Below are 13,700 nucleotides of genomic sequence, written 5' to 3' on the forward strand. Positions count from 1 at the left end.
TCAGGCGGCGGGCTCCGGCGCGCCGAGCGAGCGGCGCAGACGTTCCTCGAATTGCTCGATCCGCGCGGCATTGGCGCCGAGATCGGATACGCCGACCCGGCTGACCGAGCGGATGTCGACGACGCTGCCGCCTTCCTCGCCTGGCCTGACCCGCACCACGACATCGTCCTCGAAGCCGAACCAGAATGTCTCCGCCGTCCCCTCGAACATCAGCGACTCACGCGACGCCGAGGTCACGCGCCAGCCCATGTTGCGCGCGACGTCCAGCGCGGCGGCGAACACGCTGTCCGGCGCGGCTTCGAGCACGATGGACCCGATGTCGGGATAGGCCTCTGCCTGCACCTCCGTCACCGGGCGCCCGCCCCATTGCCCGGTCCAGTCGGCATCGGGCACGGTCTTGGCGAGCAGATCGGTCGAATTGCTCGCCCCGCTCTGCGTGCGCCGCTCGATCAGGGCCTGGGAAAACTGCGGCGGATCCTGCAGATCGGTCGAGATGTCGTGGATCGGAGGCACCTCGCGAGCCGAAGCCGTGACCGACTGGGCGTAGAGAATGCCGCCCCCGCCCACGATGATGGCCGCGATGCCGGCGAGGTAGCCGCCCGCGCCCGGCGAGTTCTTCGCTCCGAAGACGAGACGATAGACGACGGCTGCGACCAGGGCGGCAATTCCCAGGCCCAGCGTCGAGGCCAGCATCATGCCCGCATGGCTGCGCACGTGGCGGAAGCCCTCGATCGGCGCCCAGAGGTCGAACTTGCCGCCGAGCGCGGCGACGAGGAACCAGACCGGCGTGACGATCGCCGCCAGCGCCGCCAGTGCCACCACGATGTGCCGGATGAGTGTGAATACGCCCGTCATGATCAGCCCCCGCTGGAGTGTGCGCCCTGCGGCGCCCCGGTCTTTTTACCATGTTATCATGGATAGAGCCGCGTGACCTCCCAGTTTCGGTCCTGCTCTCCCCGCAGGAAGACCAGCCGGTCGTGCAGGCGAAAGGGCCGGTCGCGCCAGAACTCGATGCGGACCGGCCTGAGCCGGTACCCGCTCCAGTAGGGCGGGCGCGGGATGGCGGCGATGTTGAATTTCGCCGCGTATTTCGCGACTTCCTTTTCCAGTGCGAAGCGGCTTTCCAGGGGACGCGACTGCTTGCTGGCCCAGGCGCCGATGCGGCTGTCGCGCGCACGGGACTGGAAATACGCGTCCGCCTCCTGGGCGCTGACCGGCTCGACCGAGCCTCTCACCCGCACCTGGCGGCGCAGGGACTTCCAGTGGAAGCACAGCGCAGCCTGCGGATTCTCTTCCAGCTGCCGGCCCTTGGCGCTCTCCAGATTGGTGTAGAACACGAAGCCGGCCTCGTCGAAGTCCTTCAGGAGGACCATGCGCACGTCCGGCATGCCGTCGGTGCCCGCGGTGGCAAGCGCCATCGCATTGGGATCGTTAGGCTCGCTCCGGCGAGCGGCCTCCATCCAGTCGCCGAACAGGGCGAAGGGGTCCTCGCGCTCGAAGATGTCCTCGTCCCCGGCATTGCCGGCCTCGCGATAATCGGCCTCGCTCGGCGTCGGGGGAATGACCTGCCTGCTGCCCATGTCAACATCCTCTTTACGACGACTGACAAGACCTACGCCGAACCCGGCCAGCGTCAACCATTCGCTAAGGTGAGCCATGGAATACACGTATTATGGCCCAGAAACACGATGCCATTCTTGCTGCATACCGTGTGTTCGGACTGGAGGGGGACGAGGACTTCGACACAGTCCGGTCCGCCTTCCGCCGGCTGGTGAAGGCCGTGCATCCCGACACCGCCACCGATTCCAGCAAGGAGACGCTCGCCCGGCTCCAGCGCATGCTGAAGGCCTACGAGGTGCTGCGCGTCTACGCGCCGCGCTTCCATGAACTGGTGATCACGCCGGAAGAAGCGCGCGCGGGCGGGCTGCGTACGGTGACGGTCGGCGATCGCAGCACGATGGTGCGCGTGCCCCCCTATGCCAAGACCGGCGCGGTCGTCGTGCCCGTCGGGGATTCCAACTGGCGCGTCCGCATCGTGGTGCGCGACATCACCGTGGATGGCGGGCTGGAGGTCGGCAAGGCGGAGCGCGAGGCGCGCGAGCGCAAGCGCCGCGAGCTCGAGGAAATGAAGGCGCGTGAGGCCGCCGACGAGAGCGCGGGCCTGCTCAAGGCCTTCTGCGACATGTTCGTGAAATCCTCTCCGGCGAGCCGGCTCGCCAACTGGGTGAGGAAGGGCAGGAACGCGGCGTGACCTGAGGCCCGGGCCGCTCTAGGTTCGGGGGCAAGTCCACGAGAACGGTCGCCGCCCCATGTCCTACAACAGTTTCGGTCACCTGTTTCGAATCACGACCTGGGGCGAGAGCCACGGCCCGGCGCTCGGCGTTGTGATCGACGGCTGTCCGCCCGGCATCGCCCTGAGCGAAGCCGACATCCGGCCTTTCCTCGACAAGCGCCGCCCGGGCACCTCGCGTCACGTCACCCAGCGCCGCGAGGAGGATCGCGTGCGCATTCTCTCGGGCACGTTCCAGGACGATCGGACGGGGTTCCCCGTGACCACCGGCGCACCGATCAGTCTGATGATCGAGAACACCGATCAGCGCTCGAAGGACTACTCGGACATCCGCGACACCTGGCGGCCCGGCCATGCCGACTTCACCTACGACGCCAAGTACGGCGTGCGCGACTATCGCGGCGGCGGGCGCTCCAGCGCGCGCGAGACCGCAGCGCGCGTCGCCGCCGGGGCGGTGGCGAGGAAGGTGCTGGGCGAGGACATCGTCATCCGCGCCGCGCTCGTGCAGATGGGTCCGCGCGCGATCGACCGCTCGCGTTGGGACTGGGGGTCGGTCGAAGGCAACGACTTCTTCTGCCCCGACGCGCAGACGGCCGCGCTCTGGGCCGAGGATCTCGACCTCGCCCGCAAGGCCGGGTCCTCGCTCGGCGCGATCGTGGAGTGCCACGTCGCCGGCGTGCCGGCCGGCTGGGGCGCCCCGGTCTATGCCAAGCTCGATTCAGAGCTTGCCGGCGCGATGATGGGCATCAATGCGGCCAAGGGCGTGGAGATCGGTGCCGGCATGGAGGCGGGCGCCATGCGCGGCGAGGACGCAGCCGACGAGATGCGCCTGGGACAGGACGGGCGGCCGGTCTTCACCTCGAACCACAATGGCGGCGTGCTCGGCGGCATCTCGACGGGACAGGACCTGGTCGTGCGCGTCGCGATCAAGCCGACGAGCTCGATCCGCATCGAGCGCAGCACGCTGAACCGCGACCTGCAGGAAACGACCGTCTCGACGAAGGGCCGCCACGATCCGTGCGTCGGCATCCGCGCGGTCCCGGTCGCCGAAGCCATGGCCGCCCTGGTGCTGGCCGACCAGAAACTGCTGCATCGCGCGCAGACAGGGCGCGAGGGCCCGGCTCTCTAGCCGGGAACGCGTTTCGCCGCGAGCAGGCCAAGCCCGTCGCGACAACCGGCGAGGTTGAGCGCGAGGGCAAGGGCGGCATAGACGCTCGCGCCCGCCCCGGCCTTCATCAGGAGATCGGCAAGGGCGGGCTGCAGATCGGGCAGCAGCCAGACGAAGCCGGCCATCGCCGCCGTGGCGAAGCCCGCCTTGGCCCATTCCAGCCAGGGCAAGGGCAGCGGGAATATGCTCCGAGACACGAGCGCGCACGACAGCAGGGCGGCTGCGTACGCGATCACGGTCGCCGCGGCGGCGCCGTAAATGCCGAAGCGCGGGATCAGCACGAGATTGAGCAGGAGATTGAGCAGGGCCGCGGCCGCCATCAGCGCGGCCATCAGGCCGGGCCTGCGCTTCAGCGTGAACGCCTCGTGGAAATAATAGGTCATCATTCCGCGCAGCAGCGCCGCGCCCGCGATCCAGGGCAGGATCAGCGCGGCTTCGGCCCGCATAGCCCCACCGATCATCAGCGTGGTCAGCGGCTCTGCGACGAGGATGAGCCCTACCGCCGCCGGCAGGGTCACGGCGGCCATGATCGCGGCCGCCCGGCGGGCGACCTCGCGCGCGGCCGCCTCGCCCTCGCGCTCCAGCGCGCGGATCGTCATCGGCCAGATCGCGACCGAGAGCCAGACGAAGAGGATGTCGATGAGCCGGTCGCCGAGCCCGTAACCGGCCGCATACACGCCGACCGCCCCGGCGCCCAGGAAGGCGGCGATGAGGAAGCGGTCGCCCACCGAGAGCAGGTGCTCGAAGATCACCGAGGCCGAAACCCCCGCGCCGTAGCCGGCATAGAGCCGGGTGCGCCGCGGCTTGCCCCGTCCGCCGCGTGCGCGCGAGAGCATGGCGGGCAGATCCGCGAGCGTGACGACCAGCAACGCGGCCGCCATGCCGGCGAACACGCCCGCCGCGCCGAGCTCGGTGACGAGCACCAGGACGGCGCCGAGCCCGAATCCGCCCAGCAGGGCGGCGATCTCGTTGATCGAGTAGCGCCGCACCTCCCCGCCCGCGCGATAGGTCTCGAGCCCGATCTGCAGAGCGCCGCGCGCCAGCATATGCACGAGCGCGAAGCCGGCGGCTGCCTTGTAGTTGGCATCGAGCGGAGACAGCGCGATGACCCCTGCCCCGAGCCCGCCGGCCAGGACCGCCGCGACGGCGTAGAGCCGGTAGGCGGTCTTCAGGTGATGGGGGATCGACCCGAAGCGTTCGGCCCGGGCGTGAAAGCGCGCCACCGCCGCGTCGAGCCAGAGGAAGGTGACGATGTTTAGCAGCGCCATCGCGGCGAGAATCAGCGCGTAGCGCCCGTACTCCTCCGGCGTGAGCAGGCGCGAGAACACCGCGATCGCGCCGAAACCGACGATCGCCTGGACCGCCTGCACGGGGATGTATTTCACGATGGTGCGCTCGAGCACGCGCGGCTCCTCGCCTTGGACCGGTCTTGAGACTAGCCGGGCCGGCTCAAGGCGACGTTAAGGCCGCCCGGCCATACTGCCCCGGGTCTTCTGGAGGATCGCGCATGCAAGCTCTGCGCCGCACCGGCCTCGCCCTCGCGTGCGTCCTGCTCTGCGCCTGCTCGGACACCGGAGAGCGCGCCGTGGCCGAGGCCTTCGCCCCGCCCGCGGACGCCGTCGGCTTCACCCGGTGCCTCAATCTCGGCGGCGCGCTTGAAGCCGGTTACGAGGGCGAGTGGGGCTACACCATCGAGGACGCCCACCTCGCCGCCATCGCCCAGGCCGGTTTCGAGGCGGTGCGCCTGCCGGTGAACTGGGCGGGCCATGCCGGGCCGGCACCGCGATACCGGATCGATCCCGCCTTCCTCGCGCGCGTCGACCATGTCATCGAGACCGCGCTCGGCGAGGGGCTGCAGGTCGTGCTCGACGTGCATCATTTCGAGGCGCTGATGGACGATCCGGAGGGAGAATCCGCACGTCTGCGCGCCATCTGGGCACAGCTCTCGGGCCATTATGCCGGCTGGCCGGACGGGCTCGTCTTCGAACTCCTGAACGAGCCGAACGGCGCGATGGACGCCGCGCGCGTGAACGCGATGAATGGCGAGCTGCTCGCGCTGATCCGCGAGGACAACCCGGAGCGCCGCGTCGTGCTCGCCACGCCGCGCTGGGCCAATATCGAGGGGCTGTTCGAGCTGGAGCCGCCGGACGATCCCCATATCGTCCTGAGCTTCCACTATTATTCGCCCTTCGACTTCACCCACCAGGGCGCACCCTGGACCGACCGGGAGCGCACCGGACTCTCGTGGGGCAGCCCGCGCGAGCGGGCCGAGATCACTGCGGATTTCCGGGCCGTCGACGCCTTCGCGCAGGCCCGGGGCCTGCCCGTCCTGCTCGGCGAGTTCGGCGTCTATGGCGAGGTTCCGCTGCCCGCGCGCGCGCAATGGACGCGGGCCGTCCGAGAGGCCGCCGAGGCCCGCGGCTTTGCCTGGTGCCACTGGGACTTCGCCAGCTCCTTCCCGGTCTACCAGACCGGCGAGGCGCGCTGGATCGAGGACATGCGCGCCGCGCTGCTTGACTAGGGCCCCACGCCCAGTCCCCCGCACGATCGCTCTTCGATCACCGGCGCCGGAACGCCGCGATGGTTTCCACGTGGCCGGTCCAGGCGAACTGGTCGACCGGCGTGACGGTGTCCATCTCGTAGCCGCCCTCGATGAGAATGGCGGCATCGCGCGCGAACGTGGCCGGGTTGCAGGAGATGGAGACCACGACGGGGACCCGGGAATCCGCCAGGCGCTCGGCCTGCGTCTTCGCCCCGGTGCGCGGGGGATCCATGATCACCGCGTCGAAGGGCTCCAGCTCCTTCACGCTCATCGGCTCGAGCGCGAGATCGCGGTGCCGGGTCTCGACCGGCTTCAGGCCCTGGGTGTGATCGGCGCCATGGCGCAGGGCGGCGAGCGGAGCCGGATCGCCCTCCACGGCGAGCACGGGTGCGAATTCGGCCGCACGCAGCGCGAAGGCGCCGCAGCCTGCATAGAGGTCGGCGATACGCTTCGCGCCGCGCACCGCCTTCATCGCCCGCTCGGCGAGCGCCTCCTCGCCCGCCTTCGTGGCCTGCAGGAAGCCGCCGGGCGGGGGAACGACCCTCGCCCTGCCGAACTGCACGTAGGGCCTCGTGCGCTCGGCCGCCGGCTCGGCCTTCAGGGAAATGCGCGCCCAGCCTTCCTTGGCGGCGAGCTCGGCGGCGGTCAGCCGGTGGTCGAGCGTGATCTCTCCAGGCCAGGCACAGGACACGTCGAGACCGCCATCGGTCGCAGTGACGGCGATGTCGAGCTGGCCGCGGTCCGGGGTCAGCCGATCGGCGAGATTCCTGAGGGCGGGAAAGCTCTTGCGGATCAGGCCATGGGCGACGGGACAGTCCTTCGCGTCGACGATCGCGTGCCCGGCCCGCATCGTGTAGCCGAAGACGAGATCGGACCCGGACCGCTTCGCGTGCAGGGTTGCGCGCCGCCTGCCCTGCCCGTGGGCGTGCAGCAGCGGGGCCACGTGGCCGGACACGCCCTCGCGCCGGAGGGCCGTCACCACGAGCTCGCGCTTCCAGGTGCGGTAGGCATCGGCCGCCCAGTGCTGCAGCGAGCAGCCCCCGCAGCGCTCGTGGATCGGGCAGAAGGGCCGCACGCGCTCGGGGCTTTCGGAGAGGATCTCCTTGACCCGGCCGCGCTCGCCGCGCACCTCGACGATCGCCCGCTCGCCGGGCAGGAGACCCGGTACGTAGACCGGCCCCTGCGCGATCGCGTCGCCGCGCGCGCCGACGCTCTCGGCTTCAAGCTCGACCTCGGCGGCGGGCGGGGATTTCTTCGCATGGCGTCGGTTCATGGCGCTCTCAAACGCGATCTCGACGGTCCGGTCAACGGCAAACCTGACAGGCCCGTTCATCCTGGCGACAGGTAGCCGGTGTTAACCTTTCCCAAACCGTCGGACCGAGTCCGTCTCGAGACGAGGAGACACGCGCATGACGCCGCGATTCCTGAGCCTTGCCGCCCTGCTTTCGGCCGCACTCTCACTCACACTGTTCGCGGCGCCCGCGGCCGTGTCCCAGTCCGGCGAGGAGCGGCGCGAGCGGGCGCGCGAGCTGCTCGGCCGCGAGGACTTCGCCGTCCCGCCGGGGCGCGAGCACCGTCGGGAATATCGCGCCGAGCACCGGCAGGACTATGCGCGGCCCGATGACGGCCGCTTCGAGCGCGGCGACGGTCGCCGCGACGACTATGACCCTCGCGGGCACTACGACCGCGAGGATCGCGCAGACGACCGCTGGGAGCGCCGGCACGAGCGTCACGAGGACCGATACGATCGCCGGCACGACCGGCGCGACTATCGCGCCGCGCGCCATGACGACCGCTGGGACCATGACCGGCGGTACGGTCATTACGACAGCTATGACCGCTACGATCGCCACGACCGGTACCGCGACTACGCCCGCTACGACCGGTATAGCCACCGCCGCTATGTCGGGCCGCGCCATCACCGGCAGGACTGGCGCTACCATCGGCGCTACTACGACCGCTATTCGACCACCGACTTCCACTATTATGACGGTTTCTGCCGCAGTTCGGGCGATGAGCTGATCATCGGTGCGCTGATCGGCGCCCTGATCGGCGGGGCGGCCTCGGACGGTGATGGCGGAGCGATCCTGGCCGGCGGGCTGATCGGGGGCGGCATCGGCGCATCCCTCAACGGCTGCGACCGCAGCCAGTACCACTATGCGACGCACTACGCCTTCACCCACGACCGGCCGGCCTACTGGCACAATCCGTATAGCGGGGTGTACGGCGTCATCTACGCCCGCGACTATCACAGCTACGGCCAGCGCCGCTGCCGCTGGGGCGATGCGGAGATCTACATGCCGAACGGCGAGATCGTCTACGACCGGGTGCGCATGTGCCTCAACCGCTACGGCTACTGGGAAGTCGCCAGAGACCAGTAGGAGAAAACCGGCCCGCCGGAGCCGGACGAGCGCCCGTGCCCTGCGAAGGGACGGGCGCTTCGTTCATCCCGCGCTCATCGCGCCCCTGTTAAGCTTGGCTTAAAGTTTGAAAGGGGTGCGCGCGTGACGCCTGCCCCGTCGCAAAGGGAGACCACAGTCCCATGAAGACACTGATGATGGCCGCCACCGCGCTCTTCGGCGCCGGGCTGATCGCCCCCGCCCTGTCCGCTCCCGCCGCGGCCCAGACCTACCGGACCGCCCCGGCCTCGGCCTACGAGCAATGCATCGCCGAGCAGCGCCAGCGCCAGGTCGCCGGCGCGGTGATCGGCGGCATTCTCGGCGCGGTCGTCGGCGCCGAGCTGCACGACGAGAGCCAGGACCGCGACCGCGAGCGCCGCTACCGCCACTACGACCGCTATGACCGCTACGGCGATTACGATCGCTACGACCGCCGCCATCACCGGCGCCACCGCGAGGACGGCAATGACGGCGCCGTGGTCGCCGGAACGGCCGTGGGCGCGCTCGCCGGCGCAGCGATCGCCAGCGGGGATTGCGAGCGCCTGCGTCATCGCGGCTACGGCTACGGCCAGACCGGCTACGGCCACGATCCCTATGCCGACCCGTATTACGGTGCCGGCGGCGACGGATACGGCTATCAGGACCCCTATTACGACGATCCCTACTATGGCGACCGGCACCGCGAGGACAGCCGGCGCTGGTCGACGGACGAGGAACTGCTCGGCGGCCAGGGATACGGCGGGCAGACGGGCTACGACGCGCGGCGCTATTCGACCGGCCCGGCCATCACCGCTTCGAGCCCCTACGGCGCGGACTGCCGCTACATGAGCTCCGCCGGCCGCTCGACGCTGATGTGCCAGGGCGCGGACGGCATCTGGCGTCCCGCGGACAGCTACCGCTAAGTCCTCACCCGGCGCGGCGGGCGAGGAAGAGGTATTCCACATTCCCGTCCCCGCCAGCGACCGGGCTCTCCATCTCGGCTTCGACCGGCCAGCCTGCCCGCGCGAGAAACGCGCGGGCTTTTTCTTTCGCGGCGCTCACCGCCGCGGCGTCCTTCACGATCCCGCCCTTGCCGACATGGTCCCGCCCGACCTCGAACTGCGGCTTGAACAGGGCGACGAGCACCGCGCCCTCAGCCGCAAGCGAGAGCGGGACGGGCAGAATCTTTTCCAGCGCAATGAAGCTCGCATCGCAGACCACGAGCGCGGGCGGCTCGTCGATATCGGCGCACGTGAGGGTGCGCGCGTCGGTGGCTTCGAGATTGACGAGGCGCGGCTCGGCGAGGAGGGAGGCGTGCAGCTGCCCGCGCCCGACATCGACGGCATAGACCTTCGCCGCCCCGCGCTGCAGCAGGACCTGGCTGAACCCGCCGGTCGAGGCGCCGACATCGAGGCAGGCCCTACCCGCGGGATCGATCGCGAACGCGTCGAGCGCGGCCTCGAGCTTCAGCGCGGCACGGCTCACGAAGGGGTGGGCGGGCTCGGCCTCCACCACGGCGCCGGGCGGGATCTTCTGCGAGGGCTTGGCGAGCGCTGTGCCGTCGACGCGCACCCGGCCCGCCGCGATCGCCGCCTGCGCGCGCGCGCGTGTATCGAAGAAGCCGTGCTCGACGAGATAGAGATCGGCGCGCATCGCCTCTCCTCGGTTTTTGCTGGCGGGAACCTTTCCCGGCGGGCATGCTTTGATCCGGTGAACTGCCGCAACACAAGGACGAAAGACCTATGGCGACGGGTACGGTCAAGTGGTTCAACGCCACGAAGGGCTATGGTTTCATCGAGCCCGATGACGGCTCCAAGGACGTGTTCGTGCACATCAGCGCGGTGAAGAATGCCGGCATGGACGATCTCGTCGAGGGTCAGCGCGTCTCCTTCGAGCTGGAGAAGGATTCCAAGACCGGCAAGACCAGCGCGACCGAGCTGCAGCCCGCCTGAGCGGGCCGTCCTGGCGCGAATGCTGGAAATAATTTCGCCGGGGCGCTTGCGCCGGCGAAAAAAACCTCTACATGTGCTTCATCGATTTTTGGCCGGTCTATTGGTCACGCGCGTTCCCCGCGCCCACCCTCTACCCCTTCCTTTCTTCGATACCACCAAGGCCTTCATGTGAAGGCTCGTATTACTCTGTCTACAAGGACTATCTCCCATGGCTACGGGAACTGTTAAGTGGTTCAACGCCACCAAAGGCTACGGCTTCATCCAACCTGACGACGGCTCGAAAGACGTGTTCGTGCACGCCACGGCGGTCGAGCGCGCGGGCATGAGCTCTCTCTCCGAGGGTCAGCGGGTCTCCTTCGAGGAAACGCGCGACGCGAAGAGCGGCAAGTACTCCGCGACGGACCTGCAGTCGGCCTAAGCCGAAACCAGATCCAGCCGCGCGTTCACCCGCGCGGCAACGGAAAACCCCGGACCGAAAGGTCCGGGGTTTTTTCGTGTCCGCAAAGCAGAACGGGCGATCACGCCAGCGCCTTTGCCGCATCCTCCTCGCGCCCGAGCGTCTCGAGCACCTTCGCCACGATGTGCTTGGCGTTGAGGCCGGCAGCCTCGTACATCTTCGAGGGGCTGTCCTGGTCCTGGAACGTGTCCGGCAGCGTCATCGTGCGGATCTTCACCCCGGAATCGAGCTGTCCGGTCTCGGCAAGGAAGTGCAGCACGAAGGCGCCGAAGCCGCCCCTCGCCCCCTCCTCGATCGTGATCAGCACCTCGTGCTCGCGCACCAGGCGGGTGATGAGGTCCTCGTCCAGCGGCTTGGCGAAGCGGGCATCGGCGACCGTCGCCGACAGGCCGTAGGCGGCGAGTTCGTCGGCGGCCTTCAGGCTCTCCTGCAAACGCCCGCCGAGCGAGAGGATCGCGACGGCACTGCCTTCGCGCAGGATGCGGCCCTTGCCGATCTCCAGCGGCTCGGTATCGTGCGGAATCTCCACGCCCGTGCCCTCCCCGCGCGGATAGCGGAAGGCGCTCGGCCCGTCCTCGATCAGGGTGGCGGTCTTGACCATGCGGGCAAGCTCGGCCTCGTCGCTGGCGGCCATCACCACCATCCCCGGCAGCATGCCGAGATAGCCGACATCGAACGAGCCGGCATGGGTCTGGCCGTCCGCGCCGACCAGGCCCGCCCGGTCGATCGCAAAGCGCACCGGCAGGGACTGGATCGCCACGTCGTGGACGACCTGGTCGTAGCCGCGCTGCAGGAAGGTGGAATAGATCGCCGCAAAGGGCTTCATCCCCGCCGCCGCGAGCCCGGCCGCGAAGGTGACGGCGTGCTGCTCGGCGATGCCGACATCGAAGGCGCGGTCGGGAAACCTCGCCGCGAACTTGTCGACACCCGTCCCGCCCGGCATGGCCGCGGTGATGGCGACGATGCTCTCGTCCCTCTCCGCCTCGCGGATCAGCGACTCGGCGAACACATTCGTGTAGCTCGGCGCGCCCTTGGCGGCCTTGGCCTGCTCGCCGGTGACGACGTTGAACTTCGAGACGCCGTGATACTTGTCGGCAGCCGCCTCGGCGGGCGCGTAGCCCTTGCCCTTCTGCGTGACGCAGTGGATCAGCACGGGCCCGTCGGCCTCGCGCACATTCCTGAGCACCGGCACGAGCGCGTTCATGTCATGGCCGTCGACCGGGCCGATATAGCGGAAGCCCATCTCCTCGAAGAGCGTGCCGCCGGTGACCATGCCGCGCAGATATTCCTCGGCGCGGCGCGCCGCGCCCTCCACGCCCAGCGCCTTGGCGACGCCCTTGCCGAGCTTCCTGATGTCGCGATAGCTCTTGGACGAGACCTGGCGGGCGAAGTAGTGGCTCATCGCGCCGACCGGCGGGGCGATCGACATGTCGTTGTCATTGAGGATGACGACGAGATTCTTCTTCAGGTCGCCGGCATTGTTCATCGCCTCGTAGGCCATGCCCGCGCTCATCGAGCCGTCCCCGATCACCGCGACGACCTTGTAGTCCTCGCCCTTCAGGTCGCGCGCCACGGCAAAGCCGAGCGCGGCGGAAATCGAGGTGGAGGCATGCGCGGCGCCGAACGGGTCGTAGATGCTCTCGCTGCGCTTGGTGAAGCCGGACAGCCCCCCGCCCTGGCGCAGCGTGCGGATGCGGTCGCGCCGGCCGGTGAGGATCTTGTGGGGATAGCACTGGTGGCCGACATCCCAGATCAGGATGTCCTTCGGCGTCTCGAACACGTGGTGCAGCGCCACGGTCAGCTCGACCACGCCGAGCCCGGCGCCGAGATGGCCCCCGGTCACCGAGACCGCGTCGATCGTCTCGGCGCGCAGCTCGTCGGCGACCGCCTTCAGCGTCTCGATGTCGAGACCCTTGAGGTCGGCCGGCTCGTTGACACGATCGAGATGGGGGGTATCCACCATGGGGGCTCCTGAAGCGGGTTCCGGTAACGCAGCGCTCAGGCGCGGCGTTGCAGCACGTAGTCGACTGCCGTCTCTAGCATATGGGCCTCCCTGCCGAACATGGCGAGATGCTCCTTGGCCTGTGCGGCGAGACGGCGCGCCCGGTCGCGCGCGCCCTCGATGCCCAGAATGGAGACGAATGTGGCCTTTCCCTGACGCTCGTCCTTGCCGGCGGTCTTGCCCAGTTCCTCGGTCGAGCCCTCGGCATCGAGAATGTCGTCGACGATCTGGTAGATGAGCCCGAGATCGTGGGCGAAGCCCTCCAGCGCGGTGCGTGCCTCCTTGCCCGCCTCGGTCAGGATCACCGGAGCGGACACCGAGAAGGCGATGAGGGCGCCGGTCTTCATGCGTTGGGTCCGGGTGATGAGGCCGATATCGGCACTGCCTTCCTCGGTGAGGTACATGTCGAGCGCCTGGCCGCCGACCATGCCGCGCGCGCCGGCCGCCCGGGCGAGCTCGCCGACGAGCAGGGAGCGGACATAGCCGTTGGGATGGGTATCCGGCTCGGCGAGGATCTCGAAGGCGACCGCCTGCAGGGCGTCGCCGGCGAGCACAGCGGTCGCCTCGTCATAGGCGATGTGCACGGTCGGCCGGCCGCGGCGCAGATCGTCGTCGTCCATGCACGGCAGGTCGTCATGGATCAGCGAGTAGGAGTGGATGCATTCGATGGCGCACGAGATGCGCAGCAGCGCGCGCTCCTCCGCCCCGATCAGCCGGCCGGCCTGCAGGGCGAGGAAGGGGCGCACCCGCTTGCCCGGCCCGAGCGCGGCGTAGCGCATGGCCGAAGCCAGGCGCGCCTCCGGGCCGTCGGCGCGCGGCAGCAGCGCATCGAGCGCCACGGTCACCCGGTCGGCGGCTTCTTCCAGCTCTGTGAGAAACTGCTTCATCGGGCGCGCTTCCAACTCCCTTTC

Annotated in this window: 14 protein-coding genes; 7 read left to right on the top strand and 7 right to left on the bottom strand. The window is 69.2% G+C overall.

Annotation, left to right across the window (positions count from 1 at the left end; genetic code table 11):
• Positions 1-855, bottom strand: coding sequence for a DUF1499 domain-containing protein (locus JW792_RS07340; protein WP_135996350.1), 855 nt, complete (start codon positions 853-855; stop codon positions 1-3).
• Positions 856-911: 56 nt separating this feature from the next.
• Positions 912-1,580: a pyridoxamine 5'-phosphate oxidase gene (gene pdxH / locus JW792_RS07345; protein ID WP_135996349.1), complete on the bottom strand. Its 669-nt coding sequence runs from the start codon at positions 1,578-1,580 to the stop codon at positions 912-914.
• Between the two features lie 92 nt (positions 1,581-1,672).
• Here pdxH and JW792_RS07350 point away from each other — a divergent pair, with 92 nt between their 5' ends.
• Complete coding sequence (locus JW792_RS07350; protein WP_135996348.1) at positions 1,673-2,251, top strand: J domain-containing protein; 579 nt, start codon at positions 1,673-1,675, stop codon at positions 2,249-2,251.
• A gap of 58 nt (positions 2,252-2,309) precedes the next feature.
• Positions 2,310-3,419 carry a chorismate synthase gene (aroC, locus tag JW792_RS07355; protein WP_135996347.1) on the top strand — a complete coding sequence of 370 codons (1,110 nt, stop codon included), beginning with the start codon at positions 2,310-2,312 and terminating at the stop codon, positions 3,417-3,419.
• On the opposite strand, the gene JW792_RS07360 is transcribed toward aroC, so the two are convergent.
• A complete protein-coding gene (locus tag JW792_RS07360; protein ID WP_135996346.1) occupies positions 3,416-4,861 on the bottom strand; it encodes a lipopolysaccharide biosynthesis protein in 1,446 nt (481 codons plus the stop codon). The two genes, aroC and JW792_RS07360, sit on opposite strands and share 4 nt — an antisense overlap.
• A gap of 104 nt (positions 4,862-4,965) precedes the next feature.
• Between JW792_RS07360 and JW792_RS07365 the strand changes: the two genes are divergently transcribed.
• The gene (locus tag JW792_RS07365; protein WP_135996345.1) at positions 4,966-5,979 is read left to right on the top strand and encodes a glycoside hydrolase family 5 protein; all 1,014 of its coding nucleotides are present in this window, start codon (positions 4,966-4,968) and stop codon (positions 5,977-5,979) included.
• A gap of 37 nt (positions 5,980-6,016) precedes the next feature.
• On the opposite strand, the gene JW792_RS07370 is transcribed toward JW792_RS07365, so the two are convergent.
• Positions 6,017-7,273: a class I SAM-dependent RNA methyltransferase gene (locus JW792_RS07370; protein WP_135996344.1), complete on the bottom strand. Its 1,257-nt coding sequence runs from the start codon at positions 7,271-7,273 to the stop codon at positions 6,017-6,019.
• A 136-nt stretch (positions 7,274-7,409) separates the two neighbouring features.
• Here JW792_RS07370 and JW792_RS07375 point away from each other — a divergent pair, with 136 nt between their 5' ends.
• Positions 7,410-8,381, top strand: a complete 972-nt coding sequence (locus tag JW792_RS07375; RefSeq protein ID WP_135996343.1) for a hypothetical protein — start codon at positions 7,410-7,412, stop codon at positions 8,379-8,381.
• 161 nt (positions 8,382-8,542) lie between these two features.
• Positions 8,543-9,301, top strand: a complete 759-nt coding sequence (locus tag JW792_RS07380) for a hypothetical protein (protein WP_135996342.1) — start codon at positions 8,543-8,545, stop codon at positions 9,299-9,301.
• 4 nt (positions 9,302-9,305) lie between these two features.
• On the opposite strand, the gene JW792_RS07385 is transcribed toward JW792_RS07380, so the two are convergent.
• A complete protein-coding gene (locus tag JW792_RS07385) occupies positions 9,306-10,031 on the bottom strand; it encodes a TlyA family RNA methyltransferase (RefSeq protein WP_135996341.1) in 726 nt (241 codons plus the stop codon).
• A gap of 89 nt (positions 10,032-10,120) precedes the next feature.
• On the opposite strand from JW792_RS07385, the gene JW792_RS07390 reads away from it, so the two are divergent.
• Positions 10,121-10,330, top strand: a complete 210-nt coding sequence (locus tag JW792_RS07390; RefSeq protein ID WP_135996340.1) for a cold-shock protein — start codon at positions 10,121-10,123, stop codon at positions 10,328-10,330.
• Between the two features lie 208 nt (positions 10,331-10,538).
• Positions 10,539-10,748, top strand: a complete 210-nt coding sequence (locus tag JW792_RS07395) for a cold-shock protein (protein ID WP_135996339.1) — start codon at positions 10,539-10,541, stop codon at positions 10,746-10,748.
• 100 nt (positions 10,749-10,848) lie between these two features.
• Here the strand turns inward: JW792_RS07395 and dxs are convergent, their stop codons facing one another.
• Together dxs and JW792_RS07405 are read right to left on the bottom strand one after the other, a co-directional pair.
• Positions 10,849-12,750, bottom strand: a complete 1,902-nt coding sequence (gene dxs / locus JW792_RS07400) for a 1-deoxy-D-xylulose-5-phosphate synthase (RefSeq protein ID WP_135996338.1) — start codon at positions 12,748-12,750, stop codon at positions 10,849-10,851.
• Between the two features lie 35 nt (positions 12,751-12,785).
• Entirely contained in the window at positions 12,786-13,676 is an 891-nt protein-coding gene (locus tag JW792_RS07405) for a polyprenyl synthetase family protein (RefSeq protein WP_135996337.1), read from the bottom strand.
• Between the last annotated feature and the right edge of the window lie 24 nt (positions 13,677-13,700).

The sequence above is a fragment of the Marinicauda algicola genome, assembly GCF_017161425.1.
GTDB lineage: Bacteria > Pseudomonadota > Alphaproteobacteria > Caulobacterales > Maricaulaceae > Marinicauda > Marinicauda algicola.